General features: G+C 72.8%; 21 protein-coding genes. 7 read left to right on the plus strand and 14 right to left on the minus strand.

All coding sequences use genetic code 11. The features are described from left to right. Positions 1 to 157 precede the first annotated feature (157 nt). The 8 genes from sbnA to AC27LF_RS39340 all read right to left on the minus strand — a co-directional run bounded on the left by sbnA (position 158) and on the right by AC27LF_RS39340 (position 12,281). The gene (gene sbnA, locus AC27LF_RS39305; RefSeq protein WP_479661112.1) at positions 158 to 1,183 is read right to left on the minus strand and encodes a 2,3-diaminopropionate biosynthesis protein SbnA; all 1,026 of its coding nucleotides are present in this window, start codon (positions 1,181 to 1,183) and stop codon (positions 158 to 160) included. Between the two features lie 37 nt (positions 1,184 to 1,220). Further along, the gene (gene sbnB, locus AC27LF_RS39310) at positions 1,221 to 2,291 is read right to left on the minus strand and encodes a 2,3-diaminopropionate biosynthesis protein SbnB (RefSeq protein WP_479661113.1); all 1,071 of its coding nucleotides are present in this window, start codon (positions 2,289 to 2,291) and stop codon (positions 1,221 to 1,223) included. Next, positions 2,288 to 3,292 carry a TauD/TfdA family dioxygenase gene (locus tag AC27LF_RS39315; RefSeq protein WP_479661114.1) on the minus strand — a complete coding sequence of 335 codons (1,005 nt, stop codon included), beginning with the start codon at positions 3,290 to 3,292 and terminating at the stop codon, positions 2,288 to 2,290. Before AC27LF_RS39315 ends, sbnB begins: the two co-directional genes overlap by 4 nt. 42 nt (positions 3,293 to 3,334) lie before the next feature. Then, complete coding sequence (locus AC27LF_RS39320; protein WP_479661115.1) at positions 3,335 to 6,598, minus strand: non-ribosomal peptide synthetase; 3,264 nt, start codon at positions 6,596 to 6,598, stop codon at positions 3,335 to 3,337. 13 nt (positions 6,599 to 6,611) lie between these two features. After that, on the minus strand, positions 6,612 to 9,230 hold the full coding sequence (locus AC27LF_RS39325) for a Pls/PosA family non-ribosomal peptide synthetase (protein WP_479661116.1): 2,619 nt from the start codon (positions 9,228 to 9,230) through the stop codon (positions 6,612 to 6,614). Positions 9,231 to 9,528: 298 nt separating this feature from the next. After that, a complete protein-coding gene (locus AC27LF_RS39330; RefSeq protein ID WP_479661117.1) occupies positions 9,529 to 10,308 on the minus strand; it encodes a D-Ala-D-Ala carboxypeptidase family metallohydrolase in 780 nt (259 codons plus the stop codon). Positions 10,309 to 10,494: 186 nt separating this feature from the next. Beyond that, on the minus strand, positions 10,495 to 11,364 hold the full coding sequence (locus tag AC27LF_RS39335) for an AraC family transcriptional regulator (protein ID WP_479661118.1): 870 nt from the start codon (positions 11,362 to 11,364) through the stop codon (positions 10,495 to 10,497). Positions 11,365 to 11,828: 464 nt separating this feature from the next. Continuing rightward, positions 11,829 to 12,281, minus strand: coding sequence for a phospholipase (locus AC27LF_RS39340; protein ID WP_479661119.1), 453 nt, complete (start codon positions 12,279 to 12,281; stop codon positions 11,829 to 11,831). Between the two features lie 353 nt (positions 12,282 to 12,634). Between AC27LF_RS39340 and AC27LF_RS39345 the strand changes: the two genes are divergently transcribed. Beyond that, positions 12,635 to 13,576, plus strand: coding sequence for an alpha/beta hydrolase family protein (locus tag AC27LF_RS39345; RefSeq protein WP_479661120.1), 942 nt, complete (start codon positions 12,635 to 12,637; stop codon positions 13,574 to 13,576). 129 nt (positions 13,577 to 13,705) lie between these two features. Here the strand turns inward: AC27LF_RS39345 and AC27LF_RS39350 are convergent, their stop codons facing one another. Beyond that, positions 13,706 to 14,248, minus strand: a complete 543-nt coding sequence (locus AC27LF_RS39350; RefSeq protein ID WP_479661121.1) for a hypothetical protein — start codon at positions 14,246 to 14,248, stop codon at positions 13,706 to 13,708. 494 nt (positions 14,249 to 14,742) lie between these two features. Between AC27LF_RS39350 and AC27LF_RS39355 the strand changes: the two genes are divergently transcribed. Together AC27LF_RS39355 and AC27LF_RS39360 are read left to right on the plus strand one after the other, a co-directional pair. Beyond that, on the plus strand, positions 14,743 to 15,720 hold the full coding sequence (locus tag AC27LF_RS39355; protein WP_479661122.1) for an NADPH:quinone reductase: 978 nt from the start codon (positions 14,743 to 14,745) through the stop codon (positions 15,718 to 15,720). A 112-nt stretch (positions 15,721 to 15,832) separates the two neighbouring features. Next, a complete protein-coding gene (locus AC27LF_RS39360) occupies positions 15,833 to 16,603 on the plus strand; it encodes an SDR family NAD(P)-dependent oxidoreductase (RefSeq protein WP_479661123.1) in 771 nt (256 codons plus the stop codon). A 44-nt stretch (positions 16,604 to 16,647) separates the two neighbouring features. Here AC27LF_RS39360 and msrA read toward each other — a convergent pair whose 3' ends face one another. After that, a complete protein-coding gene (gene msrA / locus AC27LF_RS39365) occupies positions 16,648 to 17,157 on the minus strand; it encodes a peptide-methionine (S)-S-oxide reductase MsrA (RefSeq protein WP_479661124.1) in 510 nt (169 codons plus the stop codon). Positions 17,158 to 17,804: 647 nt separating this feature from the next. Here msrA and AC27LF_RS39370 point away from each other — a divergent pair. Both AC27LF_RS39370 and AC27LF_RS39375 read left to right on the plus strand, forming a co-directional pair. After that, a complete protein-coding gene (locus tag AC27LF_RS39370; protein WP_479661125.1) occupies positions 17,805 to 19,439 on the plus strand; it encodes an ABC-F family ATP-binding cassette domain-containing protein in 1,635 nt (544 codons plus the stop codon). 79 nt (positions 19,440 to 19,518) lie between these two features. Further along, complete coding sequence (locus AC27LF_RS39375) at positions 19,519 to 21,174, plus strand: ABC-F family ATP-binding cassette domain-containing protein (protein ID WP_479661126.1); 1,656 nt, start codon at positions 19,519 to 19,521, stop codon at positions 21,172 to 21,174. A 108-nt stretch (positions 21,175 to 21,282) separates the two neighbouring features. Here the strand turns inward: AC27LF_RS39375 and AC27LF_RS39380 are convergent, their stop codons facing one another. Further along, positions 21,283 to 21,720, minus strand: coding sequence for a cupin domain-containing protein (locus AC27LF_RS39380; RefSeq protein WP_479661127.1), 438 nt, complete (start codon positions 21,718 to 21,720; stop codon positions 21,283 to 21,285). Positions 21,721 to 21,995: 275 nt separating this feature from the next. Here AC27LF_RS39380 and AC27LF_RS39385 point away from each other — a divergent pair, with 275 nt between their 5' ends. Next, entirely contained in the window at positions 21,996 to 22,766 is a 771-nt protein-coding gene (locus AC27LF_RS39385) for a hypothetical protein (RefSeq protein ID WP_479664737.1), read from the plus strand. A gap of 386 nt (positions 22,767 to 23,152) precedes the next feature. Then, the gene (locus AC27LF_RS39390) at positions 23,153 to 23,368 is read left to right on the plus strand and encodes a hypothetical protein (RefSeq protein ID WP_404031068.1); all 216 of its coding nucleotides are present in this window, start codon (positions 23,153 to 23,155) and stop codon (positions 23,366 to 23,368) included. 7 nt (positions 23,369 to 23,375) lie between these two features. Here AC27LF_RS39390 and AC27LF_RS39395 read toward each other — a convergent pair whose 3' ends face one another. From AC27LF_RS39395 to AC27LF_RS39405, 3 genes are all read right to left on the minus strand, one after another. Beyond that, positions 23,376 to 23,999: an Rv1733c family protein gene (locus AC27LF_RS39395; protein ID WP_479661129.1), complete on the minus strand. Its 624-nt coding sequence runs from the start codon at positions 23,997 to 23,999 to the stop codon at positions 23,376 to 23,378. A gap of 730 nt (positions 24,000 to 24,729) precedes the next feature. Next, on the minus strand, positions 24,730 to 25,551 hold the full coding sequence (locus tag AC27LF_RS39400; RefSeq protein ID WP_479661130.1) for a rod shape-determining protein: 822 nt from the start codon (positions 25,549 to 25,551) through the stop codon (positions 24,730 to 24,732). After that, entirely contained in the window at positions 25,548 to 25,925 is a 378-nt protein-coding gene (locus tag AC27LF_RS39405) for a TraR/DksA family transcriptional regulator (RefSeq protein ID WP_479661131.1), read from the minus strand. Before AC27LF_RS39405 ends, AC27LF_RS39400 begins: the two co-directional genes overlap by 4 nt. Between the last annotated feature and the right edge of the window lie 32 nt (positions 25,926 to 25,957).

Consider the following 25,957-nt stretch of genomic DNA (forward strand, 5'->3'; position numbering starts at 1 on the left):
GCGCGGTTCGGCCGCGCCCCGAAGGGGGCGCGGGGAACTGCGCGACCAGCCACCACGCGCCCGCAGACGAACGACGGCACACCACACCGGCGGGGCGGAGCCCGCCGGTGGTCGGCGGCCTGGTGAGACGCGGCCCGGTCGAGGGGACCGGCGCCGGTCACGGCCGCTGGCGCCGCTCCGGGGTGGGGGGGAGCGGCTTGGTGCGCCGCGGGCCCGCAGGCACCTGCTCGGCGTCGAGTATCTGGTCGCCGTACAGGTCCTGGAGCCAGTTGGTCTGGTAGATGGTGTCCAGGTAGCGCTCGCCGAGGTCCGGGGCGATGGCCACCGCGGTCAGGTCCGACGTGCCGTGCGCGTCCAGCCAGTCCGTCGCGCCGCTGACCACCGTGCCGGTGGAGCCGCCGAACAGGAACCCGCGTCTGGCCAGCCGGTGGCACATGCGGATGGTGTCCGCCTCCTCCACCCAGATGACCTCGTCCACAAGGGACTCGTCGAGCAGCGGCGGACGCATGCTCATGCCCAGGCCGGGGATCATCCGGCGGCCGGGCTTGCCGCCGAAGGCCACCGAGCCCGCGCTGTCCACCGCGACGATCCGCACCGGCCGGTGCCAGTGGCGGAAGTAGCGGGCGCAGCCCATCAGCGTTCCGGTGGTGCCGGCGCCGACGAACAGCACGTCAAGACGCGGGAACTGACGGGCTATCTCCGGCCCCGTGCGGTGGTAGTGCGCCCGCCAGTTGCCCGGGTTGGTGTACTGGCTGAGCCACACGTACCGCTCGTCGGAGGCGCACAGCGCCCGGACGTAGTCGATCCGGGCGCCGAGGAAGCCGCCGTTGGCGTCGGTGTCGGCGATGACGTGCACCTCGCTGCCCAGCGCCTCCATCAGGAGCCGGGTGGAGAGGTTGCAGCGGGAGTCCGTCACGCACAGGAACCGGTAACCCTTGCTGGCGGCGATGATGCTGAGCGCCACGCCGAGGTTTCCCGACGAGGACTCGACCAGGGTCGAGTCCGGCATCAGGACTCCGTCGCGCTCGGCGGCCTCCACCATCTCCACCGCGGCCTTCAACTTGATCGAGCCCGCGAAGTTGAAGCCCTCGCACTTCAGGTAGAGGGAACGCCCGAGTGTCGGCTGCAGATCGACGTAGAGCTGGCCTTCGTTGAAGGCGTGGGGAGCTGTTATGACGGGCACGGTGGGCCTCCTGGTGCCAGGGCTGAGGGACAGGGCGTCAGCCGTACCGGCGCAGGTCGTGGAAGAAGTCGTCGATGAGGCGGAGATCACCCGCCCGGGCTGCTTCGTCGTAGACGTACTTGCCGACGGCGAGGTCGAGGACGCCGAGTCCGAACGGCGAGAAGATCACCGTGCGGTCGGCCGGCGGGAGCACCCGCTTGCACATGACGTCGTCGAGGGTGCCGTTCAGGAAGTCACGGTTGCCGGTGAGCTGTTCGGCCAGGTGCGGGGAGGTGTCCGCCTTCAGGCAGTGCTCCACGTCGTCGACGAAGTTCGCGGCGCCGAGCAGGATCTCCGGGGCGAGGTCGCGCAGGGAGACATGCAGGACGAGCGGGTGGTGCGCGAACAGTCCCTGGTCGCTGACGTGCGGGGTGCCGGCCACGGTGGCGAAGACCACCAGGTCGCTGGAGCGGATCAGGTCCTCGGCACTGTCGTGCACGGTGACCTCGGCGGTCGCACCGGAGCTGCGCAGATAGCCGCAGAACCCGGCGGTGCTGTCGGCGGACACGTCGTGCACGCCGATCGTCTCGAACGTCCAGCCGGTGCCCGCGAGGAAGGTGTGGATGTAACGGGCGATCAGCCCGGTGCCGAAGAACCCGATGCGGGTGGGGCGGGGCCGGTTGCGGCTGAGCCAGTCGGCCGCCAGCGCGGCCGATGCCGCCGTCCTGGTCGCGCTGATGATGGAGCTCTCCAGGCAGGCGAACGGGTAGCCGGTGGCGTGGTCGTTGAGGATGAGGACCGCGGAGGCCCGGGGCAGCCCCGACGTCACGTTCTCCGGGAAGCTGGAGATCCACTTCAGGCCGTCGACCTGCGCGGGCCCGCCGACCGAGGCCGGCAGCGCGATGATGCGCGCCGAGGGGCGGTCCGGGAAGCGCAGGAAGTAGGACGGCGGGTTGACCGTGTTCCCGGCGCCGTGCAACCGGTAGGTGGCCTCGACCAGTTCCACGATCTCCCGCTCGCGCCCGGCGAGGGCCTGCTGCACCTGCGCTCCGGAGATCACCGCGAAGCTCGGCACCGGCGCCGCGTCGGCGGTGGCCGGCCGGGTGGCGGGGGACAGGACGTTCGTCATCGCGTGCTCGCCTCCGGGGTCGGGACGCAGTCGGCCAGCCGCCGGGGCTCGGCCATGGAGACCAGCACCTGGCGTTCGCCGGTGTACGGCTCCCTGCTGTGCGCGGTGCGTATGTTGTCGACGAGCAGTACGTCGCCGGCCTGCCAGGGCTCGCGCCGGGTGAGCCTTTCGTAGGCGGTGTTGAGCTGCTGGACGACGTCCTCGCCGATGGGGCTGCCGTCGCCGTAGCGGGTGTTGAACGGCAGTCCGTCGGCGCCGTACTCGTCCACCAGGTACTCGCGCACCTCGGGTGCGAGCGTCCACTCGTTGAGGAAGGCGATCTGGTTGAACCAGCAGCGCCGTCCGGTGACCGGGTGGCGGACCACGGCGCTGCGCAGCTGCCGGGTGTGCAGGGAGCCGTCGGGCTGCCAGGTGAAGTCGACGGCGTGGGCGCGGCAGTAGCGTTCGACGGCGGCGCGGTCCTCGGTGCCGAAGGACTCCGCGAGGGAGGCGCCGATCTCGTCGTTGTAGCTGCGGGTGAGCAGCCAGCCCTCGCGTTCGAAGCGTTCGCTGAGCGCCGTGGGCAGCGCCTGGAGCACCTGTTCCGCGTCGGCCACCGCGGTCGCCCCGCCGTCGGCCGGGGGTATCAGGCAGGCGAAGAGCATCAGGCCGGGGACCTCCAGCGTGTAGCTCAGCTCGTGGTGCATGCACATCGGCTGGTTGGCGGGCCAGGTGGACGAGGAGTACAGGCCCGGGCTGTATGTCTCCCGGGGGGCGAATGCCTCCCGCTCGGTCATGAGACCGCCGGCCAGGCCCGTGAAGACGGCGCCGACCTGCTCCGGTGTGCGCGGTCCGAGGCCGCGCACGAGCAGCGCGCCGTGCTCGGCGACCTGCGCGCGCAGCGCGTCGCGGTGCTCGGCCGCCCAACTCGGGGCGTCGCCGGCCGGGTCGACGTGCAGCAGCGGGGGACGGTCCGGCGCCAGCTCCACGTCGAGCGGTGGTGCCTGAGGGGAGGACGTCATCTCGGTTTCCTTTCGGTTGCCCAGGTGGGGGCGGTGGAGGGCTCAGGAAGAGGCCAGTGGTGCGGTGGCACCGAGCACGGCCCGGGCCGCTTCGGCCGGGCGGGTCCGCAGGAAGTAGTGGCCGCCGTCGGCGAGTTGGTGCGGCTCCACCCGTTCGGCGAGCTGCTGCCAGGCCCGGTGGCGGTCGGGGCCGCCGGCCGTGCTCGGGTCGTCGGCGGCCATGACCACGGTCACCGGCGCGGTCAGCTTCTCGGCGGGCGGCGCTTCGAGGGCGTCGGCGAGGTAGTGGTGCGCGCTCACGCAGTCGTGCCGGTAGGCGGCGCCGACGCGTTCGGCGTGCCGGGCGTTCAGCTCGGCGAGTTCGGGGTAGCCGCTGTCCTCGGCGAGCCGCGCGGCGATCTCGGCGTCGCTGCGTCCCGTCAGTTCGCGGGCGGCGGCGCGCCGTTCGGCGGGGGTGCCGGGCAGTTGCGCCGCGAGGAAGACCCGCGCGACCCGCACCCCTTGGTCCTCAAGCAGCCTGGCCGTGGCCAGGGCCGCCGCGGCGCCCGAGGAGTGGCCCCACAGCATGACCCGGTCCAGGCCGCGCGCGGTGATCTCGGCGGCCACCCGCTCGGCCACCCGGGCGAGCGGCGCGAACGGCTCGTCGGGGGCGGCGAGGTCGTGGCCGGGCAACTCCACGGCGTACACCGCGCATCCGGTGTCCGCGAGCGTGCTCGCCAGCGGCCGGTAGTTGACCGCGTTGCCGCCCGCGTACGGGAAGCAGATCAGGGCGCACGCCGCGGTGCCGCCCGGCTCCGTCAGCGGCTGGAGGAGTTCGGCGGACTGCCGGGCGCTGCCGTCGAGCAGCGCCGCGAGGTCCGCGAGCACCGGGTGCCGGGTGATGTCCTTCAGGGAGAGGGCGCGGTCCAGGGCGATGGTGAGTTTCACGGCCGTCAGGGAGGTGCCGCCTGAGTCGAAGAAGTGGTCCCGGCGGCCGATCTGCGACTCGGGTACGCCGAGCAGTTCCGCCCAGGCGCCCGCCAGTTTGCGCTCGGTCGGGGTGAGCGGGGCGCGGTCGCGCGGCGGTGCGGTGTCCTCCTCGGCGGGCGGCGCCGTCCGTTCGGCCAGCGCGGTCAGCGCCTTCCTGTCGATCTTGCCGTTGGCGGTCAGCGGGAGGGCGTCCTGCCAGTGGAAGGCCGAGGGGACCATGTAGGCAGGCAGGTGGGCGGCCAGCGCCTCGCGCAGTTCGTCCGTGGGCAGATGCCGGCCCGTGTAGAAGGCGATCAGATGCTTGCTGTGGCCGGCGCGTTCGGCGACGACGACCGCGCCGTCGCGCACCCCGTCGACCCGCAGCAGGGTGTTCTCGATCTCGCCGATCTCGATGCGGAAGCCGCGGATCTTGACCTGGCTGTCCCGGCGGCCCAGGAACTCCAGTTTTCCGCCGGGGTGCCAGCGGCCCCAGTCCCCGGCCAGGTAGAGCCGCTCGCCCGGCCGGTACGGGTCCTCGCGGTACGCCTCGGCGGTCCGCTCGGGGTCGTTGACGTAGCCGCGCCCCACGCAGACGCCGGAGAACGCGATCAGGCCCGGGGCGCCCAGCGGCACCAGGGACAGCTGCTCGTCGACGACGTAGACCCGCACGTTGTTGATCGCGCGGCCGAGCAGCACCCGCTCGGGCACCTTGCCCATGATCTCGTGGTTGGTGTCGTCGGAGGTCTCGGTGAGCCCGTAGGCGTTGACCAGCTTGATACGCGGCAGGCAGGCGAACCAGCGCTGGACCAGCTCCCGCTTCAGCGCCTCGCCGGTCACCGACACACAGCGCAGGTCCGGCAGTTCGCGGGGGTGCTGCTCCAGGTAGGAGACCACGACCTCCAGATAGGAGGGCACGACCTGCACCACGCCGACCCGGCCCGCGACGAGCGTGTCGAGGAACCGTTCCACGTCCACGACGACGTCCTGGCCCACCAGCAGCGTCCGGCCGCCGACCAGCAGCGCCGACACCAGTTGCCACAGCGAGATGTCGAAGCACTGGGGGGCGGTCTGGGCGACCACGCGTCCCTCGGTGATCCCCAGGTCGTCGATCTTGGCGTAGAGGTGGTTGAGCATGCCCGCGTGCTCGCACATCGCGCCCTTCGGCTCGCCGGTGGAGCCGGAGGTGAAGTAGATGTAGGCCAGTTGGCCGGGCGAGACGGGCACCCCGACGTCGCCGTCGGCGTGTCCCTCCTGGTACGCCGCCTCGATCAGCACCTTCTGCGTGTCCGGGAGGCCGGTGAGGGCCTGGTCCAGGGTGTCGGTGCTGCCGGACTCGGTCAGCACCAGCCGGCATCCGGCACGCGACAACGTTGCCAGGATGCGTCCCGCGGGGAAGTGCGGTTCGATCGGCAGATAGACGCCGCCGGCCTTGAACACCGCCAGCACCGAGGCCAGCCAGTCGAGGTTGCGCTCGGTGACCACGGCGACCACGCCCTCGCGGGTCAGCCCGCGGGCAAGCAGTGCCCGCGCCAACCGGTTCGCGCGGGCGTTCAGTTCGCCGTACGTCCAGGACCGGTCGCCGCACACCGCCGCGACCGCGTCCGGATGGGCTCGCGCGCGCCGCTCGAACAGTTCGTGCGCCCGCGCCTGCGGCAGCACCCGGTCGGGCCCGGCCAGTCCTTCGAGTTGCTGGTGCACCTCGTCGGCCGACACCAGGCTCTGCTCGGCGTGCCCGGCGTTCGCGTCGGCCACCATCAGGCGCAGCGCGGCCAGGTGGTAGCCGCCGATCCGGGACGCGTACCCGGCGTCGAGCGCCTGGGTGCGGTAGCGCAGCCGCAGTACCAGCCGGCCGCCCCGCTCGGACCAGCCGAGCCACAGCACGGCGTCGTCCACCAGGCCGCCGTCGGTCCCTGCCGGGTCGAACACGACCTCGTACGACGGCCCGGCCACCCGCATCTGTCGCCACAGCTCGTCGACCGGGAACTCCCGGTGGGTCAGCAGTTCGGACTCGGCGTGCTGCGCGGCGGCCACCAGGGCGCGCCACGAGGTGGGCGCGACGGTCAGCCGGCACGGCAGCGGCGCGGCCCGCGGACCGGCGACATAGCCGGTCACCACGTCCTGCTCGGCGGAGAGGGCGGCGAGCACCTTGGCGTGCGCGGCGAGCAGCACCGCGCTCAGCGGCACGTCCAGTTCGCGTGCCAGCGCGCGGACCTGCGCCGCCAGGTCGTCCGGTGCCGCCGTCTCGTACGCGGCCACTCCCGCCACGGGCTCGCCGACCCAGCGCGGCACGGCGGTGCAGCCGCCAGCGCTCAGCACACGGCTCCAGTACTCCCGGTCCGTTTCCACGTGCGCTCCCATCGAATGACCTTCCTCAACTCACCGTCGCGGTGGCGCCGTTGACCGGCGACATTGCCGTTGTCCGGGCCGCCGTCGGCGCGCCGGGGCCCAAGGGGGGCTCGGGGGCGACCGGCAGATCGGCGGCGGGGTTCCCGCCCCACTGCGCGTGGGCGGGGACTTCCTCGCCCTTCATGAGGAACGAGTCGGGCGCCAGGACCGCGCCGTCGCCCATGGTCACGCCGTAGTGCACATGGGCGGAGACGCCGAGCGTGCAGCCGTCGCCGAGCGTCGAGCGGTCGGACTTGAAGGTGCCGTCCTCCTGCGAGTGGCACTGGATCTTGGTCCCCGCGTTCAGGGTGCAGCCGTCGCCGATGGCGGCGAGCGTCCGCTCCGTGATGAAGCAGCCGTCGTCGAAGACCGCGCGGCCCACGCGGACGCCGAGCATCCGCCACACCAGGGTCTTGAAGGGCGTCCCGTTGAAGATTTCGAGGTACTGGTCCGGCACCTTCCACAGGCGTTCGTGCCACCAGAAGTACGGGTCGTAGATGGAGCACAGGCGCGGTTGCAGCGGGCGGAACCGGGTGATGACGCGCTCCGCGAGGACGTAGTGCAGCGTGGTGAGGGCGAGGCTGACGGCCAGGTATCCGGCGATCACCACGTGTCCGACCGCGCCGTACAGGTCGACGGCGGCAAGGCCGATGACCGTGAGCAGGTAGGCGTGCAGCCAGCGGACGCCCGTCATCAGTGCCATCGTGCCGAGGTTGTGGCGGTTCTTCGCGGCGAGCAGGCGCCGTTGGGTCTCGCCGGTCCTCAAGTGGTCGAACCGGGTGTCCCGTTCCACCGACCGGGGGATCTCGAAGCACGGGGAGCCGAGCAGGCCCACGCCCTCGCGTATCTCGCCGTCGAGGGGGACCATCACCTTCGTCGCGAGCAGGCAGTTCTCGCCCGTCCGGCCGCCGGCGGGGTAGGCGATGTTGTTGCCGAGGAAGTTGCGCGGCCCGATGGACGCCTTCGCCACTCGGAAGGAGGTGCTTGAGTATTCGGCGTTCAGCACGGACAGCCCGTCGGCCACCATCGTGCCGCTGCCGATGGAGACGAGGAACGGCGTCTCGTGCTGGAACTCGGAGCCGAAGTTCGAGCCGGTCTGCTCCACCCGGTTGAGGTTGTATCCGATCCCGCGCAGATAGTGCACGACGTAGGAGCTGTCGCCGAAGAGCCAGGCGAAGAACTTGACGTTCGTCATGCGGGCGATCGCCCGGTGCACCACGTAGTGGAATCCGTAGAGCGGGTAGACCCGGCCGGGCTCGATGAGCAGGTTCAGCAGCCGGGGCACGGCGTAGAGCACCACCAGGCCGACCGCCGTGAGGCCGAAGAACAGGACGAGGGACAGCACCAGCGCGTCGGTGAACAGGGCCGCCGAGGAGAGCCCGGTGGTGTCCGTCGTCAGCCGGTCGCCGATCGCCGGCACACCGGTGAACAGCAGGTAGGTGCCGCCCATGAACACCGGCAGGTAGAAGAAGTACAACTGGAGCAGGGCGCCGATGCCGAACCAGGCCCGGCGCAGTGCGCCGCACGGGGCCGGCGGGACGCGCAGGTAGTCGGTCTCGGTGGGCTGGGCCGGGGAGCCGTGCCAGCGTGCGCCGTCCGGGATGCGCTGGCCGCGGTAGAGGGCGGAGGCGTGACCGAGCTGCGCCCCGTCGCCCACCGAGGTGTCGATGTCCAGCACGGTCTTCTCGCCGACGAAGGCGTCACGGCCGAGGGTGACCCGGCCGGTCTGGATGCGTCCGGCGTGCGCCCGGTAGCACTGGAGGTAGGCGTCCTTGCGGATCACCGCGCCGTCGCCGATCGTCAGCAGATCGGTGCACACCGGGACGGAGTGCGAGAGGATCGTGACGCCCTTGCCGACGCGCGCGCCGAGCGCCCGCAGATAGAGCACGTACAGCGGGTTGCCGATGAACAGGACCATCGGGTTGGCGTGCAGCAGGACCTTGACGAGCCAGAGCCGCAGATAGGCAAGACCCCAGACGGGGAACTCCGCGGGCTTCCAGCGGCCGACGAGCAGCCATTTGGCGACGACCGGGAACACACACATTCCCGTGAAGCCGGCGCCGCCGAAGAGCAGCGACCGCAGATAGACGTCGGCGAGGCCGGAGCCGGCCGCGACCCACTCGAAGCCCCGGGCGGTGACGAGTCCGGCGACGAACGAGTAGCCGAGGAAGATGAGGAGTTGGGCGGTGCCGCACAGGACGTGTCGCGCCCTGGGGGGCGCGGCCGGAGCGACCGGCGGGTCCGCGGACGCCGTCGGTGCCGGGGCGGCCGGCCCGGATGCTCCGGCCGGGTCGGGCGCGGTCTGCGCCAGCGCCGCCGCGAGGCTCCGGATCGTCAGGCTGCGGTAAATGTCCTTCATGGACGGGGACGGCAGGTCCGTGCGCTTTCTGAGCCGTGCGCAGAACTGTGCCATGACCAGCGAGTTGGCGCCCAGGTCGGCGAAGAAGTGACCGTCGACTGCGACGCGTTCCGCTTTCAGTACGTCGGCGAGGACTTCGGCGAGTCCTCGCTCGGTTTCGGTACTCGCCGGGCTCGCGCCGGTGCCCCCGGCTGCGGGTGCTTCGTCCGGCCCGGATATGTAGACGTCGGCGGACTGCTCCACCATCGACCTCCTGGAGGACGTTTGCCTGCGCACTTTCCTGATCACGAACCGCTCTGCCAGTTTCGGTCGGCCACCGTCGGGCTGCCACTTAGCCCGCGGCCCACGACGGCCCGGCATCCCGCGCCAACCTTGTGTTTCCTGGCGACCCGGGCCGCGGGGGGCGGGGCGTAGATCACCCGGATGGCGGGCTGTTCACGCCCGGCCGGAACCGGCGATCAAGGGCCCGGCGCCTTTGCGAGCGGCAACGCAAACGGCGCCGGCCCGCCCCGTGGAGGGGCGGGCCGGCGCCGGCGGGCGGGTGTCACACCACGCCGCTCTCCCACCACCACGACCCCGAGCCGTACGAGGGGTACTGGACCCGGCTGTCGACGTGCTGCCAGGAGTGGGTGTACGCCTCCAGGCCGGAGAATCCGCAGGTCTCGGCGATCCGGTACACCTGGAGCGTGGTGTGGCCCGTGACGACGATGTCGGCGGCGACGCCGTACACGTGCATGCTGTTGGACGCGCCGCCCACGGAGGCGTTGTGCGCGACGCTGCGGAAGCCGGAGTTGATGGTGATGGCGCTGTTCCCGGCCTTCTTGCGCACCGCTTCCAGCTTGTACATCAGCCGCCGCACGTTCTCTTTGACCTGCGCGGCGCCCACCTTGCCGTTGTTGAAGCCGGCGCCGTCCTTGGACTGGAACTCGCTCCATTCGAAGTGGGCCGTGGAGCCGTCGGCGCTCTCCAGAGCGTTGAGCACGCTCTGGGTCTGCGGTCCGACGACGCCGTCGGCACTCAGGCCGTAGGCGGACTGGAAGCGTCTGACCGCGCCGTCGGTCGCGGAGCCGAACGCCCCGTCCCAGGCGATGTACGTCTGCTGGGCGCCGGTGGCGGCCCAGCCGCCGACGCGGATCTGCAGTTCCGTCACGTCGGCGCCGGACATGCCCTGTTGGAGGGTGCGGCTCCAGCCGTAGGCCGAGGCACGGGCCGCCGCGCCGAGGCCGGCGACCGTCGCGATGCCCGCCGCCGCGGTCATGCCCGCCGCGCCGCGCAGCAGGGCGCGCCGGTCGAGGGCCCGGCCGGGGGTTCGTCGCGTGTCCATGAAGATCTCCTCTGCTGGGTTCCGGGGAACGGGGAGCTTCGACTGCTGTGCTGGTAGGGCTGGTTGACGCGCGTAAACCGTAGGCGCTGTTTGACATGTCCGCAACCACCTCATCGGAGTGCGGTCGGCGGTGCGGGCGGGCCGGCGGCCGGGTCTGCCGGCGGCCTGGTGCGCCGGCGACCGGGTTCACACCTCCCGTTCCACCGGAAGCCACAACTCCGCGTCGGCCTCGGCCCCGTTGGCGGACAGGCGTGTGCGCAGGATCTCCGGCCCCGGGCGGCTGCGGTAAGGGTTCGCCGGGAACCATTGTGTGAACACGTCCCGCCACAGGTACTGCACGGCCTCGGGCGCCGGACCGGAGACGGTGAAGACCGCCCAGGTGCCGGCCGGCACCGGGAGGGCGGTCGCACCCTCCGGGACGGGGGTGGCCGAGGACGTCACCACCCCTTGGTAATAGTCGAGTTCGGTGCCCTCGGCGCGGCTCGGGTCGAGGCCGTCGCAGACGGCGACAATGCCCTGCGGCTCCTGGTCCGACAGCTTCTCCAGGCTCTCCAGTGTGCCCGGCGCGATGCCGCGGACGAAGTCGATGATCGCCCGGTTCGGCCCCGCGTGCACCAGCGGTACCCGGGCCTTGAGGCCGACGACGGTGAAGTCCGGCCGGTCCACGACGCGGTAGCGCATGCTCGTACTCCCTTCGACAGTGAGACGGAAGGCCAACCGGGGCTGGGAGACGAGCGCGGCACCGGTGCGTCGGGCCTCGCCCGGACCGATGCCGTGCATGGCACGGAACGCCCGGGCGAACGCCTCGCCCGAGCCATAGCCGTAGCGCACCGCGATCTCCAGGAGCGGCGCGCGCCCGGCAAGCACCTCGGCGCCCGCGACCGTCAGCCGCCGGCGCCGGACGTACTCCGACAACGGCATGCCCGCGAGCGCGGAGAACATCCGGCGCAGGTGGTACTCCGAGGTGGCCGCGATCCGCGCCAGCCGGGCCACGTCGACCGGCTGGTCGAGATGGCCCTCGATGTCGTCCATGGCCTCATTGAGCCGGTCCAGCACGCCCGATCACCTTCCTTGTCAGTGATCGCCACACTAGGCGGCAGGCGCCCGGCCCGACCCGACATCCTGTGCCCGATCCGGTCGGGTGGCGCGACCGGCCGCGCCGGGAACGGGCCATGGACGACGAACTCCCGTCATGGCGCGGCACGTTCGCCTGTGGTTCCGCCCCGCTCATGCCTCGCCCCGCGCCCCGCGCCCCCTCCACATCCGGGCGCAAGCGGCGGTCACGCCGGTGCGTACCGGGGCGAGGACCCGGGCAGGCGGGTCGGGGTCCGGCGCGGCATGGCCACGCACCGCCCTTGAACTCGCCTGTGCGGCAGGCCACTTCATCTGCGGCCGGTTCCCGGCCTGCGCGGCCGAACACGACGGCACGCGCCGTCCCGGTGGGAAACGACGAGTCGCGAAGGGGGCCGGGCAGACCGGCCGGACGGGTGCGGAACGCCCCGCCCCGGCCGGCCGGTCACTCAGCCGAAGACCTTGACGGCCTGGTAGTAGGTCCACGCCGTGCTGTCGCAGGCGGTCTTGGTCGCGCCGCCGTAGCCGGCGCAGACGCGCTTGAGATCCTCGTAGAAGGCGCTGTCCAGACGGGACTTGTTGGTGTCGAACGTGCCGGCCGCCTTGTAGTTGCGGTAGCCGAAGTCATGCCGGGCGCAGGACGTGGCGAAGGGGAAGCCGAAGGGGTTGTCCGGGGAGGACGAGCAGTAGTCGGTGGACCAGTCGAACCCGTACGCGGACCAGGCCGCCTGATTCGCACGGGCCGCAACCCACTGGTTGTAGCTCGACGCGCTGGTCTGCGTCCAGCTCGCGAGCACCTGGGGCTTGTCGGCGGGGGCCGCGTCGGCCGCACTGGCGGTGGCGGCGACGGTGATCAGGGCGAGCGCCGATGCGGCGAGGCCGGTGGCGAGTCTGCGGTGCATTCCACTCCTCCCAGAAGCTGTCACTCATGCCAGAGCGACAGGGTCATGACAATGATGATGGGAGCCGGCCAGCCGTCCTCCAAGCCCTTGGACCCTAATGAGCCGTGAACTCTTGGGTGTGCGAAGCGGTCTGAGCGCCCGCCAGGGCTACCGCCGCATTCCCGCGACGACCGGCCGACCTCGAAGCCGAACACCCTTTCCGCGACGCTTGACAAATCGGAACGTCGCTCCGTATTGTTTCTGGAACGAGGTTCCGATTCTGCCGTCGCTTCAGCCGCCGCCCTTGCACCGCTTCTGCTCATGGCGCCGGAGCACTGACCCACGGGGGAAGAGACTCAACGGAAGGCACGCCCATGTCCGACTCGAACACCGCGAACCCACAGCAGGGTGCGGACGCGCCCACCCTGGTGATGTCCGCGAAGCCGGTCGTCCTGCCCGCCCCGGGCCGCGGCACGGACCTCCAGGTCCGCGTGTCCGCCCCCGCGACCGGCGGCGATCGGCCCGTCATCGTCTTCTCGCACGGCTTCGGCTGGTCGATGGACGGCTACGCGCCGCTCACCGACTTCTGGGCCGCCCACGGCTTCGTGGTCGTGCAGCCCACCCACCTCGACTCCCGCACGCTCGGCATCCCCGCCGAGGACCCCCGCACACCGCGGATCTGGCGCATGCGTGTCGACGACCTCAAGCGCGTGCTGGACGGCCTCGACGTTCTGGACGCGTCCGTGCCGGGCCTCGACGGCCGTCTGGATCGCGCCCGTGTCGCCGTGGCCGGCCACTCCTGGGGAGCCCAGACGGCGAGCACGCTGCTGGGCGCGCGTGTCCTCGGCTCCGACGGCGTTCCCGGCGAGGACATGTCCGACGCCCGGGTCACGGCGGGTGTGCTGCTCGCCCCTCCCGGCCTGGGCGACGCCCTGACCCCGTTCGCCGCCGAGAACTTCCCCTTCATGAAGCCGTCCTTCGACACCATGACCGCCCCGGCCCTCATCGTCGCCGGGGACCACGACCAGTCACACCTGTCCACTCGCGGGCCGGACTGGTTCACCGACGCCTACACCCACAGCCCGGGCGGCAAGAGCCTGCTCACGTTGTTCGGCGCGGAGCACTCGCTCGGTGGCGTCCCGGGGTACGAGGTCGCCGAGACGACGGACGAGAACCCGGCGCGGGTCGCGCTGATCCAGCGGCTCAGCTGGGCCTTCCTGCGCAGCGCCCTCTACCCCGGGGACACCGCCTGGAAGGCGGCGGCCGGCGCACTGGAGGACGACCCGGCCCCGCTGGGGAAGCTACGGAGTAAGTAGGCGGCCGAAAGAGCCCTCGCCCTTCGGGGTGCCCAGCCCGGCGGGGCCTCCGCGGAACGTCACCGTGAACGGCCGCCGGATGAAACCCGGTTGCCGTGCCGGGTCGGGTACGGCACGGCCAGGACCCGGCTAGGACAGCCCCGCGTCCGAGGCGGAGCGGGGGATGTGCCGGGCGGCGGGGTTGTTCGCGTTCAGTCGGCACAAGAAGACGCCGTGCGCGGACAGATGGAGCCAGTGCGCGGTGAAACCGTGTCCGGCGCTGCCGTAGGTGCCGTGTTCCGTGCGTTCCTCGATCCGCAGGTCCGGCCAGGCGCACGGCACGGTGCGGTCGTGCCCGGTGACGACGAGACCGCCGTCGAAGACATGCAGCCGCGTGTCCCGGTGGGTGAGCCGGCCCTCGATCCGGATGGCGGCGACGGGCAGGACGATGCCCAGGACGACCAGGAGCGCGGCGACCACCTTCGTCGTCGCTCCGCCGGAGCCCGACAGCAGTCCGATGCCCGGCGGCAGCAGCACGAGCGCGACCATGGCCGACACACACCCCAGTCCGCGGATCCGGCTGCCCAGGTTCTGGGTGGTGACGTGCTCACCCAGACCATGCCGCTCGGCCGCCTCGAACGCCCGGTCCAGCGCCTGCCGGTCCGCCTCGTCCGCACGCATACCCCAGCCCATCGCGGCGCTCCTCCCCCAAGTCGTGCCCCCGCGGCCTCCCGTCGGCCGAACAGGGGCGCCCCGTGTTCGGACTCCTCTTTCCCCGCCGGGCCTCAGCCCAGTCCCGCCCGGCCGGCCCCCGCGGCCGGCTGCCCCGCGCGCCTGCGGCGACCGTCGGGGCCGCGGCAGGCACTTCGGGGCGGCCCGGACACCCAAGCCGGGCATCCGGGCCGGACACGCGGGCTGGGCACGAGGGCCGGGCACGCGGGCCGGACGCCCGGGCCAGGCACACGGGCCAGACACGCAGGCCGGACGCCCGGGCCAGGCACACGGGCCAGACACGCAGGCCCGACACCCAGACCAGGCACCCCAGCCCGACACCCAGGCCAGGCACACGGGCCGCACACGCGGGCCCGACACCCGGGCCGGGCGGCAGTGCCGTTCCGGCGTACCGGGCCGCCGCTTCGCGCGCGCCCGGCGGCCCAGGCGGCCTTCGCGTGCCACAGTCGGTGTCCATGCGTGCCGCCTACATCACCGGACTCGGCCCACCGGAGGCCATCCGCCACGGCGAACTGCCGTCGCCCGCACCCGGCCCCCACGACGTGCTCGTGGACGTCGAGGCCAGCGCGGTCAACCCCGTCGACGCCCTCGTCCGCTCGGGGGCGTACGCCACTGCCCTGCCCTTCCCGTTCGTCATCGGCCGTGACCTCGTGGGCACCGTGGCCGCCGCCGGGCCCGCGACACACGGCTTCCAGCCCGGGGACCGGGTCTGGTGCAACAGCCTCGGGCACGCGGGCCGGCAGGGCGCCGCCGCGGAGCGGGCGGTCGTGCCCGCCGACCGGCTCTACCGACTGCCGCGGGGCGCGGACCCGATCGAGGCCGTCGCGCTGGTCCACGCGGCGGCCACGGCGCACCTCGCCCTGTTCACCCACGGGCGGCTGCGGTGCGGCGAGACCGTCGCCGTGCTCGGCGCCGCGGGCAATGTGGGAAGCGCGCTCGTCACGATGGCCGCGCACGCGGGCGCCCGGGTCATCGGCGTCGCCGCCGACCGTGACGCGGCCTACGTCCGCTCCCTGGGTGCCGAGCAGGTGATCGACTACCACCGTGCGGACACCGGCGCCCTGATCCGCCAGGCCGCGCCCGAGGGTGTCGACGTCCATGTCGACACCTCCGGCCGGAACGACCTGGAGACCGCCGTGGGTCTGCTCGCCGACTGCGGACGGATCGTCGTCATGTCCGGCCTGCGGTCCCGGCCCGTCCTGCCGGTGCGGGACCTGTACGTCAGGGACCGCTCGCTGCACGGATTCGCCATCTCCCATGCCGACACCACGCAGCTCGCCGGGGCCGCGCACCACGTCAACATGCTCCTGAGCGCGGGCCGGCTGCGGCCCCGCGCCGTCGAGACGCTGCCGCTGAGCGCGGCGGCCGAGGCCCACCGCCGCATCGAGACACAGCGGGTGCGCGGCAAGCTCGTGCTGCGCGTCCGGGACTGACCCGCCCGGCCCGCACCGCCCCCGGGATCCATTTTCTGGACTTGCCAGTCCATTTTGCTGCGTGCACAGTGGGCCTCCTCATCCGCTGATCGAGAGGGAGAGGACCGGCATCATGGGTGCACGGCTACGGAACAGGACCGCGCTGGTGACGGGTTCCACCAGCAACATCGGGCAGGCCATCGCCGAGGCGTTCGCCGCCGAGGGGGCACATGTCGTCGTCTCCGGGCGCAGCCGGGAGCGGGGCGCGAAGGTCGTCGAGGGCATCCGCGCGGCCGGCGGCCGTGCCGACTTCGTGGCCGCCGACCTCGACGGCAGCCCGGCGGCGTCCCGGGCCCTGGCGGAGCGGTCCCGTCAGGTGCTGGGCGGCCGCATCGACATCCTGGTGAACAACGCGGGGATCTACCCGGGCGACGGGACCACCGCGACCGACGAGGAGACCTTCGACCGGGTCTACGCGGTGAACGTCAAGGCGCCGTTCTTCCTGACCGCCGACGTGGCCCCGCGGATGGCGGCCGACGGCGGCGGGACCATCGTCAACCTCGGCTCGTGGGTGGCCCGCCTCGGCGTTCCCGTGGGCGCCCTCTACAGTTCGACCAAGGGCGCCCTGGAGACCCTGACCCGCGCCTGGTCCGCGGAGTTCGGGCCGCGGGGTGTCCGCGTGAACGCGATCTCACCGGGCGTCGTCGGTATCGTCGCCCCCGAGGGCGCGGGGTCCCACCCGGCCGAGGTCATGATGCGGGGCACCCCGGCCGGCACGATCGGTTCCGCGCGGGACATCGCGCGGGCCGCCGTCTGGCTGGCCGCCGACGAGTCCGCGTTCGTGCACGGGACGGTGGTGGACGTCGACGGCGGCCGGACCGGCACGGCCGTGATCGCCGGGTAGCGCGGTGTCGCCCGCGGCCGGCGGCCCGGGCGACGCCGCCGGGCTCACGCGGCGCGCTTGGGCAGCCGCCAGTCGGGACGCGGGAAGTGGCAGGTGTAGCCGTTGGGGTAGCGCTGCAGATAGTCCTGGTGCTCCGGCTCGGCCTCCCAGAACGGACCGGCCTGCACCACCTCGGTCACCACCGGGCCGGGCCACAGACCGGACGCCTCGACGTCGGCGATGGTGTCCTCGGCGATCCGCCGCTGCTGCTCGTCCAGGTAGAAGATGGCGGAGCGGTAGCTGGCACCCACGTCGTTGCCCTGCCGGTCCTTCGTGGTCGGGTCGTGGATCTGGAAGAAGTACTCCAGGATGGTGCGGTAGTCGGTCACCGTGGGATCGAAGGTGATCTCGATCGACTCGGCGTGGTTTCCGTGGTTGCGGTACGTCGGATGGGACACCTCGCCGCCGCTGTAGCCCACCCGCGTCGTCAGGACTCCCGGCTGCCTGCGGATCAGTTCCTGCATGCCCCAGAAGCAGCCACCGGCCAGCACGGCCTTCTGCTCGTTGTCGCTCATCACACGTCACCCTTCTTCAGCGTCCGGGACTCCGGCGCACCGCTGCCCGCCCGCGCCTCGTGCCACGCGCGGGTCCCGGCCGTCCGCCGTGGTCGCCCGTGCGAACCACCGGTGTCTCGCAGGATATTCCCTCCGGACGCAGGCCGGCCGCGTCGACCTGGCCGCGCTCAGGTGCGCGGGTCACACCCCCGCCCGGGCCACGCGCACGTGGTTGGCCCCGCGCCCGGCCGGGGCGGGTGACAACGGCCCGCCGCACCGATGCGCGCGGGCCTGGCCGCCGGCCGCGCCCGCCATGGCCGACGGCCCTGCGCGACAGCGGGGCCGCCGCGCGCCGGCGAGGCGGCCCGGCCCGCGCCGCGGCGGCCGATTCGGGCCCGCGCCCCTGGCCCGCGGGACAGCGGCACCGGGCGGGCCGGGAGGGCGGCGCCCGCGCGCACGGGGCTGCTACACTCGGCCGGACCTTTGACCGTTTCGGAGGGAACCAGACATGGCAGGTGACGACGACATCTCCGGGTGATACCCGGAGCTGATCGGCCACCGGCCGGCGCCGCGGAGCGCCGCCGTCGTGGCCCGGTCGTCGTCCCCTTCTTCCCCTGTCTGCCCGGGCAGTGCCATGCCCCTGCCCTGTTCTTCTCCGAGGTTCCCTCATGTCCGACGCCCGCGTCGTCTGCTCCGAGCTGTCCTTCTCCTGGCCCGACGACACCCCGGTCTTCAGTGGCCTGTCCTTCACCGTGGAGTCCGGCCGCACCGGTCTGGTCGCGCCCAACGGCTCGGGAAAGACCACCCTGCTCCGCCTGATCGCCGGTGAACTGCGTCCCGATTCCGGGTCCTTGACCGTCTCCGGCACACTCGGCCACCTCCCGCAGAGCCTTCCGCTGACCACCGGTACGACGGTCGCCGAGGTGCTGGGCGTCGCCGACGTGATCCGCGCCCTGGACGCCGTCGAGTCCGGGGACGTGAGCGAGGAACACTTCACGGTCATCGGCGACGACTGGGACATCGAGGAACGCACCCGGGCCCAGCTGGACCGGCTCGGCCTCACCGGGCTCGCCCTGGACCGCGGCCTCGGCACGCTCAGCGGCGGCCAGGTCGTCTCGCTGGGTCTCGCTGCCCAGCTGCTCAGGCGCCCCGACGTGCTGCTGCTCGACGAGCCCACCAACAACCTGGACCTCGACGCCCGGCACCGGCTCTACGACGTGCTCGACGACTTCACCGGCTGTCTGCTCGTGGTCAGCCACGACCGCGCGCTGCTCGACCGGATGCAGCGCATCGCCGAACTCGACCGTGGTGAACTGCGGCTGTACGGCGGTGACTTCACCGCGTACGAGGAGGCCGTACGGGCCGAACGTGAGGTCGCCGAGAAACACGTCCGCAATGCCGAAGGGGAACTGAAGCGGGAGAAACGGGAGATGCAGCAGGCCCGCGAGCGCGCCGAGCGGCGCGCGAGCAACGCCGCGCGCAACCTGGGCAGCGCGGGACTGCCCCGCATCTTCGCCGGAAACATGAAGCGCGGCGCGCAGGAGTCCGCGGGCCGCGCGGGCCGGCAGCACGCCGCCCGGGTCAGCGCGGCCAGGGCCCGGCTGGACGAGGCGGAGCGGGCCGTGCGGGACGAGCAGCGCATCAGCCTGGACCTGCCCGACACGGTCGTCCCCGCGGGCCGCACCGTCTTCGAGGGCGAGCACCTCCAGGTCCGGCACGGCGGGCGGGACCTGTTCGCCGGCGACGGCATCGACCTGACGGTCCGCGGTCCCGAACGGATCGCGCTGACCGGGCCCAACGGCGCGGGCAAGTCCACCCTGCTGCGGCTGATCAACGGCGATCTGGAGACGGCCACCGGGCGGATCCGACGGGCCGACGGCCGGATCGCCCATCTCTCGCAGCGCCTGGACCTGCTCGACCTCGACCGGACCGTCGCCGAGAACTTCGCCGCGTGGGCGCCGCACCGCACGGACGCGGAGCGGATGAACCTGCTCGCGCGCTTCCTGTTCCGCGGTGCCCGTGTCCATCTGCCGACCGCGGTGCTGTCCGGCGGGGAGCGGCTGCGGGCCACCCTGGCCTGCGTGCTGTGCGCCGAACCGGCCCCGCACCTGCTGCTCCTGGACGAGCCGACCAACAATCTGGACCTGGTCAGCACCGGCCAGTTGGAGAGCGCGCTCGCCTCCTACCGGGGCGCGTTCGTGGTCGTCAGCCACGACGAGCGGTTCCTGCGCGAGATCGGGGTGCGGCGCAGGCTGCGGCTGGAACGGGGTGCGCTGGCGGAGACGGCGGCGCCCGAGGTGTGACCCGCCGACGTGCCGACCACGCCCGCGCCCGAGGCGGCAGCCCGGCGGGCCCAGCACCCCTCACGTTCGGTGGAGCCCCATGTCCGCTCAGTCCGCTCAGCCCGCCCAGCCCGCCCTGCTCGCCCGTGACCTCGTGCGCACCCTCGGCACCCGCCGTGTGCTCGACGGGGTCTCCCTCACCGCGTCCCCCGGCCGGCGCATCGGCCTGATCGGGGAGAACGGCGTCGGCAAGTCGACCCTGCTCGGCCTGCTCGCCGGAACCGACCAACCCGACTCCGGCAGCGTCGTACGCCCCGCCGACCTGGGACATCTGCCCCAGGAGATGCCCTACGACGCCACGTCCACGATCGCCGACGTGCTCGACGACGCGCTGCGCGAGGCCCGTGCCGACCTCGCCCGGCTCGAACACCTCACCGGGCGGCTCGCCGACACCGCGCCGTCCCACCCCGGCCACGCCGACCTGCTCCAGGAGTACGGCCGATGCCTCGAACAGGCACAGCGGCGAGAGGCGTGGGACGCGGACCGGCGTGCCGCGATCATGCTCACCGGGCTCGGTCTGGGTGGGGTCCCGCACGAGCGCACGCTCGGCTCGCTCTCCGGCGGGCAGCGCGCCCGGCTGGCCCTGGCCGCGCTGCTGGTCCGGCGGCCCGCCGCGCTGCTGCTGGACGAGCCGACCAACCATCTCGACGACCGGGCCGCCGCCTTCCTTGAGGAACAGGTGCGCGATCTGCCCGGGGTGGTCGTGCTGGCCAGCCACGACCGGGCGTTCCTCGACGCCGTGTGCACGGACCTGATCGACCTCGATCCCGCGGTGGACGGCCCGGTCCGCTACGGCGGCGACTACACCGCCTATCTCGCCGAGAAACATGCCGAGCGGGACCGCTGGGAGCGCCGGTACGCCGAGGAACAGGAGGAGTTGGCGGCGCTGCGCCGGTCGGCCGGGGTCACCGCGCGCCGCGTCGCACCGGACCGGGGACGCAGCGACAACGAGAAGATGGGCTACGGCCACCGGGGCGGCCGGGTGCAGAGCCAGATCTCACGCCGGGTCCGCAACGCCGCCCGGCGGCTGGAGGAACGGGAACGCGCCCAGGTCGCGCAGCCGCCCCGGCCGCTGCGGTTCGGGCCCCAGGCGCTTGCCGGCGAGTCGGCGCGGGGCACCGTCGTGTCGTTGCGCGACGTGCGGGTGGCGGGCCGGCTCGCCGTGCGCCGGCTCGATGTGCTCGCGACCGACCGGCTGTTGGTCACCGGCGACAACGGGACCGGCAAGTCGACCCTGCTGGCGGTGCTCGCCGGACGGCTCGAAGCGCGGGGCACGGTACGGCGGCGGCCCGGTCTCAGCGTGGCGCTGCTGGAACAGGACACCGTCTTCGACCGGCCCGACCGCACCGTACGGGACACCTACGAGGCGTCGCTCGGCGCCGAGCGGGCGGCAGCAATCCCGCTGTCCTCGCTGGAGTTGCTGCACGAGGCGGACCTGGACAAGCCGGTGGGACACCTCTCCGTCGGTCAGCGGCGCCGGCTCGCACTGGCTCTTGTGGTGGCCCGCCCACCGCAGTTGCTGCTGCTCGACGAGCCCACCAACCATCTGTCGCCGCGGCTGTGCGACGAGTTGGAGGAAGCGCTGGGCTCCGGTCCCGGCGCGATCGTCCTGGCCAGCCATGACCGCTGGCTGCGCCGCCGCTGGCCGGGCCGCGAACTCCGGCTGGCCGCCGAGGGCCGGGGAAGCGGCCTGTGAGGTGCCTCGCCGGTCCGTGACACCGGCGACGGCCCTGCCGCCGCGGAAAGAACACCTGCGGCGGCGGGCCGCTGACGTGTCCTCGGGCGGCCACCCGCAGACGGCCTCCTACTCGAAGTCGCACCCGGGGTTCGGGGCGTCCTCGGAGAGCGGGGCCCCGTGGGGCAGGACGTACAGCACGTCCAGGACGACCGGGGTCGTACCGAGGTTGCGTCCGATGTGGACGTGGTCCTCGCCGGGCGGTTCGGTGAGGTGGCTGCCGGCCCGGTAGACGCCGTCGGAGGCGCAACGGGCGTCAAAATGACTGAGCGTGCCCTGCCGCACAGAGGCGTACAGCGGCCCGTCGTGGTAGTGCCAGCCGGTGCTCTGGCCCGGCGGCACGGTGATCTGCCGGAGTATGTAGTCCGTCCCGCCCTTCGTGGTCCGCGCGATGACGGTGCCCGTGACACCCGGGCCGGGCGGGGTGGCGAAGGCGGTGCCGGTGCCGAGTGACAGACCGACGGCGGCGGCCACGGCCACGGCGAGCCGTGACAGGTTTCTGCGCATGTGGAACACCTTTCCCCTGGGAGGTGACCTGCGGTGCCACGCACGGCAGTTCGGCACCCGCGCGGCCCGCTCACACCCTAGTCGGCGGGGGGCGTCACCGGGTACGGTACGCCGCAACCCGCGACCTGCGGCACATGCCTCGCGCAGGCCGGGCGTCGCTCGAACGAGTGCGATGTACGTGTGTTTCCGCCCCGGCTCCCTCACACCTCGCCATACCGGGTCGGTGGGTCGGTACCATCGCACCACCATCCATCGTCTTCAAGGAGTGAATGATTGTGTCCGACCAGTCGACCGATGCCTCGATCCGATCCCGCTATCTGGAGCAGGCCGCCTCGGATCTGGAGGAGAACCGGCGCCGGCAGCAGGAACTCACCGAGCGTGTCAGCACGTTGAAGCAGGAGGAGGCGCTGCTGCTGGACATCCTGAACATCGCCGAGCGTTTTGACACCCCGGCGGACGGCGTGGTGCCCGAAGCGGCGCCGCTGCCGCAGCAGGCGCAGGACGAGCCCGTCCTGGTTCCCGCCGCCACGGCCGCCACCACCGACACGGACGCCGGTACCGACACCGGCACCCAGGCTGCGACGCCGGCTGCCCCGCGGCGCCGTGCGCGTGCGGCACGTGCGGTGGCGGGCCCCAAGTCCGGTGCCAAGGCCGCCGACAAGGCCGGTGCCAAGAGCGCTGAAAAGACCGCCGAGAAGAGCGCCGACAAGTCCGGTGCCAAGTCGGGTGCCACGTCCGGCAAGAAGAAGGCCGAGCGCGTCTCCGCGCAGGCCAAGTCGCGTCAGCCCCTGCTCGGTGACGTGTTCCTCGATCTGCTCCGCGCCCACGACGAGCCCCGTCTGGCCAAGGAGTTGCGCGAGGAACTGGTGCGGGAACACCCCGAGCGGACCCCCACCCCGCAGGTCGTGCGCAACACCCTGGAGGCGCTGGTCGCCAAGGGCCGCATCCAGCGGCACAAGCAGCAGCGGTCGGTGCTGTACTCGATCGCCGAGCCGACGTCCGCCGAGCCGGCCAAGACCGAGGGCGACGCGTCGGACGACGCCTGACACATTCCGGTGTCCGCGGCGGCCACGACAGCCGCACGGCTGGAAGCGACGCAACGGACCGAAGCGGAGTTCGCCGCCCTCACCTCCGTACGGCCGCACGACACATGTCCGCGGCCGGGGGCGGCTGTGCGACCGGGCGGTCGACGGACGGCCAGGTGTTCTCGCCGAGGTGTTCCCGTCCCTGGCGCGGGCGACGCCTGTGCGTCCGCCGGACGGCCTGCCCTGTCCGGAGCACACCGAGCGGTGACCGCACCGGGGCCGGGTGCGCCGGCCGTGCTCCATTCGGGTCGGAGCACGCCTCGGCTCCGCCGGGTGAGGGTCGGCAGCGATCACTCTGGGACGGCGTCCGCAAGGGCGCGCCCACGCCCGTGATCAAGGAGAAGTGGATGCCGATCGACACCCTGGAGCGCTTCCTGGCCGCGCTGAGCCCGCACGACCGGGAACGGGTCCAACAGCAGCCGCACGACGAACAGGAACGGCTCGCGGCCGCCTGGGAAGAGGAGCTGCGCGTGGACACGGACCTCGACACACTGAGCGAACTGTCCCCGGCCGCGGCCGAGAGCGAGGCGGCCAAGCGGGTCGTCGAGGGGCGGTTCGAATAGGCCAGGGTCAGGTGGGGGTCGTCCAGCGGGGAGCCGTGCGGGCCCAGGCGGTGTCCCAGGCGGCGAGGTTGCGCCGGTGCAGCGCGCGCTCGGCGATGCCGTACGCCGCGGCTCCCGCGAGGGCGACCGCCAGGGCGGCGATGATCGCCCAGCCCATGCAGCGGCTGCGGATCTCCGCGGCGGTCATCGGCGGATCCGTGATCCCGCCCTCCGGGCCGGTCCATACCGGGACGGTGCTGCCCGCGGACAGTCCGGGGCGGACGTCGACGCGCCCGGTGTGGGAGTGGCCGAGCCGGTCGGTGAAGCGGACCTCGACCCGGTAACGGGTCCGCTTCTCCTCGTCCGAGCCCGGCTCGGGGTGTCTCGGGGAGTCGTGCAGGAGCACCGCGGTGCTCTGGTGCCGGGTCGCGGCCTGGTGGCGGGCCGTGTGCGCGTAGTGGCGGAAGGCGGTGTCGCCGATCAGGAACATGGCGCCCGGCATTCCCGCGAGCACGGCCAGCAGCAGGCCGATCCCGATCCACGCCTGGGCCACGTCGGTGGCACGCCGCAAGGGGTTGCGGCGAAAGCGCCAGAGCGGGTGGCGTGGCAGGTCGTCGGGGGGCGGCTGTGCCCGCGGGATGCCGCCGGGCATGGGGGTACTCCTTTCTGCGGCCGGGACAGCGGGGGCCGGTCGGCCCGGTGAGCGCGAGGGGAAGCGGGGGGTGGCGGTACGAAGGACGGGACCGTGGGGAAGGGGGGTGGGGGTTTCTTGGACGGGACCGTGGGGACGGGGGCCGTGGACGACGTGGCGCATTGGGCGAGCCACGGGAAGCGGGTGTGCGGACGGGCCGGGACGGGTTGCCCGGCGGCGGGACTCAACCGGCCGTGCGCGGCCCGGCAGATAGGGCGCGGACGGGTGTGCGACGAGGCTGTACGAACACGGGGTTGACGCTCGGGTGGGACCCGACCGGGCGGACCGGGCCGGGACAGGTTGCTCGTTGGCGGGACCCGACCGGTCGTGCACGGCCCGGCCGACGGAGCCGGAACACAGGTTGCCCGGCGGCGGAACTCGAACGGTCATGTGCGGCCCGGCGGACAGGGACGGGACGGGGTGCTCCACGGACGGACGCGATGGGTGCGGGTGGGGACGGGGTGCTCGGGGCGGGACTCGGGTGGTCATGCGCGGGCGGGGACGGGACAGGGTGCTCCGCGGACCCAACCAGTCTTGCGCGGCCCGGCGGACAGGGACGGGATGGGTTGCTCGGGGCGGGACTCGGGTGGTCACGCGCGGCCCGGGACGGGACAGGTTGCTCCGCGGACGGACGCGACCGGTCGTACGCGGGCGGGGACGGGACGGGGTTCTCGGGGTGGGAGTCGGGTGGTCATGCGGGGTCCGGGGGGTGGGGTGGGGGTGCTCCGATGACGGCGGGGTGACCGTGGGCCGCCTTCAGGAGTCTGGCGGCGCCGCGTACCGCCGCGGTGTGCGGTGCCGGTACCGGCCGCAGCGGCGCGTGCAGCCGGTCGCCGAGGCGGTGGGTGATCTCCGGCCACAGTGCGCCGCCGCCCGCCACCAGCACCCCCCTGTCCAGGGCGTCGCGCGTCAGTGACGTGCGGTCCTGCCGGACCATCGCCGTCACCATCGCGACCACCGCCTCGGCTATCTCCGCGGGCGCCGCCGAGTCGAGGTCACCGGTGCCCAGTGACGTCCGGCGGGCGTCCATGACCGCGCCGTCGGACAGCAGCACCACCTCGGTCAGATGCGCGCCGATGTCCGCCACGAGCAGCGGACGGGTCAGGTCGGCTTCGGCGCCCAGCGCGATGGCGCGGGCGCCGGGCACGGTCAGCACGCTCCGGGGCCGCAGCACCGCCACGGCGGCCCGTGCCGCGGCACGGTAGGCGATCCCGTCGAGTACGGGCGTCGTCACCACGACCAGGGGACGCACCAGGCGGGGCAGCCGATGGCCGAGCAGGCGGTCGAGCATCCGGGCCGTGCCGGCGGTGTCGACGATGGCCCCGCGCCGTATGGGGTACTCGGCGCCGCTGCCCGGAAACGTGACCGTGGGCACGTCGACGATCGTCCTCCGGCCGGCCAGCCACACCCGGGTACGGGCGCTGCCCATGTCGAGGGCGACACCCCAGCACTGCCGGCAGGCCGGCCAGGACCGGTGCCGGGGCACCGCGAGCGAACTGTGCGCGGGGTTCATCGTGCGGCTTCCCTCACCTGCTGGCAGCGCGCGCAGTAGCGGGCCTGCGGCACGATCATCAGCCGTTCCCTGGCGATCGGACGCAGGCACAGGTGGCAGTCGCCGTAGCGCCGCTCGTCCATGCGGCGCAGGGCCGCCTCGACGTCGGCGAGCACCATGCGGGCGGAGGTGGCGAGTTTCACCCGGACCTCCGCCTGCGCGGCCGCCGGCAGCCCGCTCACCTCGTCGGCGCCGGGCACGGCGGCCGCCGCGATCTGCTGCAACTGCTCCCTGCGGAACAGGCGTTGCTCGGTCAGGTTCTCGCGGAGCGCGGCAAGGTCCTCGGGTGTGAGACATGTGTCGCGGTCTGTGATGGTCTGCTGGTTCGGGTTCACCGGTTCACCCCTTGTACAGGGCCGTGGGACGA

The sequence above is a fragment of the Streptomyces diversicolor genome, assembly GCF_057537855.1.

What these genes read in the sequence shown, in the direction of transcription:
- AC27LF_RS39320 (WP_479661115.1), bottom strand. Translation starts at nt 6,598, where the DNA reads ATGGGAGCGCACGTGGAAACGGACCGGGAGTACTGGAGCCGTGTGCTG.
- AC27LF_RS39340 (WP_479661119.1), bottom strand. Translation starts at nt 12,281, where the DNA reads ATGCACCGCAGACTCGCCACCGGCCTCGCCGCATCGGCGCTCGCCCTG.
- msrA (WP_479661124.1), bottom strand. Translation starts at nt 17,157, where the DNA reads ATGAGCGACAACGAGCAGAAGGCCGTGCTGGCCGGTGGCTGCTTCTGG.
- AC27LF_RS39350 (WP_479661121.1), bottom strand. Translation starts at nt 14,248, where the DNA reads ATGGGCTGGGGTATGCGTGCGGACGAGGCGGACCGGCAGGCGCTGGAC.
- AC27LF_RS39370 (WP_479661125.1), top strand. Translation starts at nt 17,805, where the DNA reads ATGTCCGACGCCCGCGTCGTCTGCTCCGAGCTGTCCTTCTCCTGGCCC.
- AC27LF_RS39315 (WP_479661114.1), bottom strand. Translation starts at nt 3,292, where the DNA reads ATGACGTCCTCCCCTCAGGCACCACCGCTCGACGTGGAGCTGGCGCCG.
- AC27LF_RS39395 (WP_479661129.1), bottom strand. Translation starts at nt 23,999, where the DNA reads ATGCCCGGCGGCATCCCGCGGGCACAGCCGCCCCCCGACGACCTGCCA.
- AC27LF_RS39390 (WP_404031068.1), top strand. Translation starts at nt 23,153, where the DNA reads ATGCCGATCGACACCCTGGAGCGCTTCCTGGCCGCGCTGAGCCCGCAC.
- AC27LF_RS39325 (WP_479661116.1), bottom strand. Translation starts at nt 9,230, where the DNA reads ATGGTGGAGCAGTCCGCCGACGTCTACATATCCGGGCCGGACGAAGCA.
- sbnB (WP_479661113.1), bottom strand. Translation starts at nt 2,291, where the DNA reads ATGACGAACGTCCTGTCCCCCGCCACCCGGCCGGCCACCGCCGACGCG.
- AC27LF_RS39375 (WP_479661126.1), top strand. Translation starts at nt 19,519, where the DNA reads ATGTCCGCTCAGTCCGCTCAGCCCGCCCAGCCCGCCCTGCTCGCCCGT.
- AC27LF_RS39355 (WP_479661122.1), top strand. Translation starts at nt 14,743, where the DNA reads ATGCGTGCCGCCTACATCACCGGACTCGGCCCACCGGAGGCCATCCGC.
- AC27LF_RS39330 (WP_479661117.1), bottom strand. Translation starts at nt 10,308, where the DNA reads ATGGACACGCGACGAACCCCCGGCCGGGCCCTCGACCGGCGCGCCCTG.
- AC27LF_RS39400 (WP_479661130.1), bottom strand. Translation starts at nt 25,551, where the DNA reads ATGAACCCCGCGCACAGTTCGCTCGCGGTGCCCCGGCACCGGTCCTGG.
- AC27LF_RS39345 (WP_479661120.1), top strand. Translation starts at nt 12,635, where the DNA reads ATGTCCGACTCGAACACCGCGAACCCACAGCAGGGTGCGGACGCGCCC.
- AC27LF_RS39380 (WP_479661127.1), bottom strand. Translation starts at nt 21,720, where the DNA reads ATGCGCAGAAACCTGTCACGGCTCGCCGTGGCCGTGGCCGCCGCCGTC.
- AC27LF_RS39360 (WP_479661123.1), top strand. Translation starts at nt 15,833, where the DNA reads ATGGGTGCACGGCTACGGAACAGGACCGCGCTGGTGACGGGTTCCACC.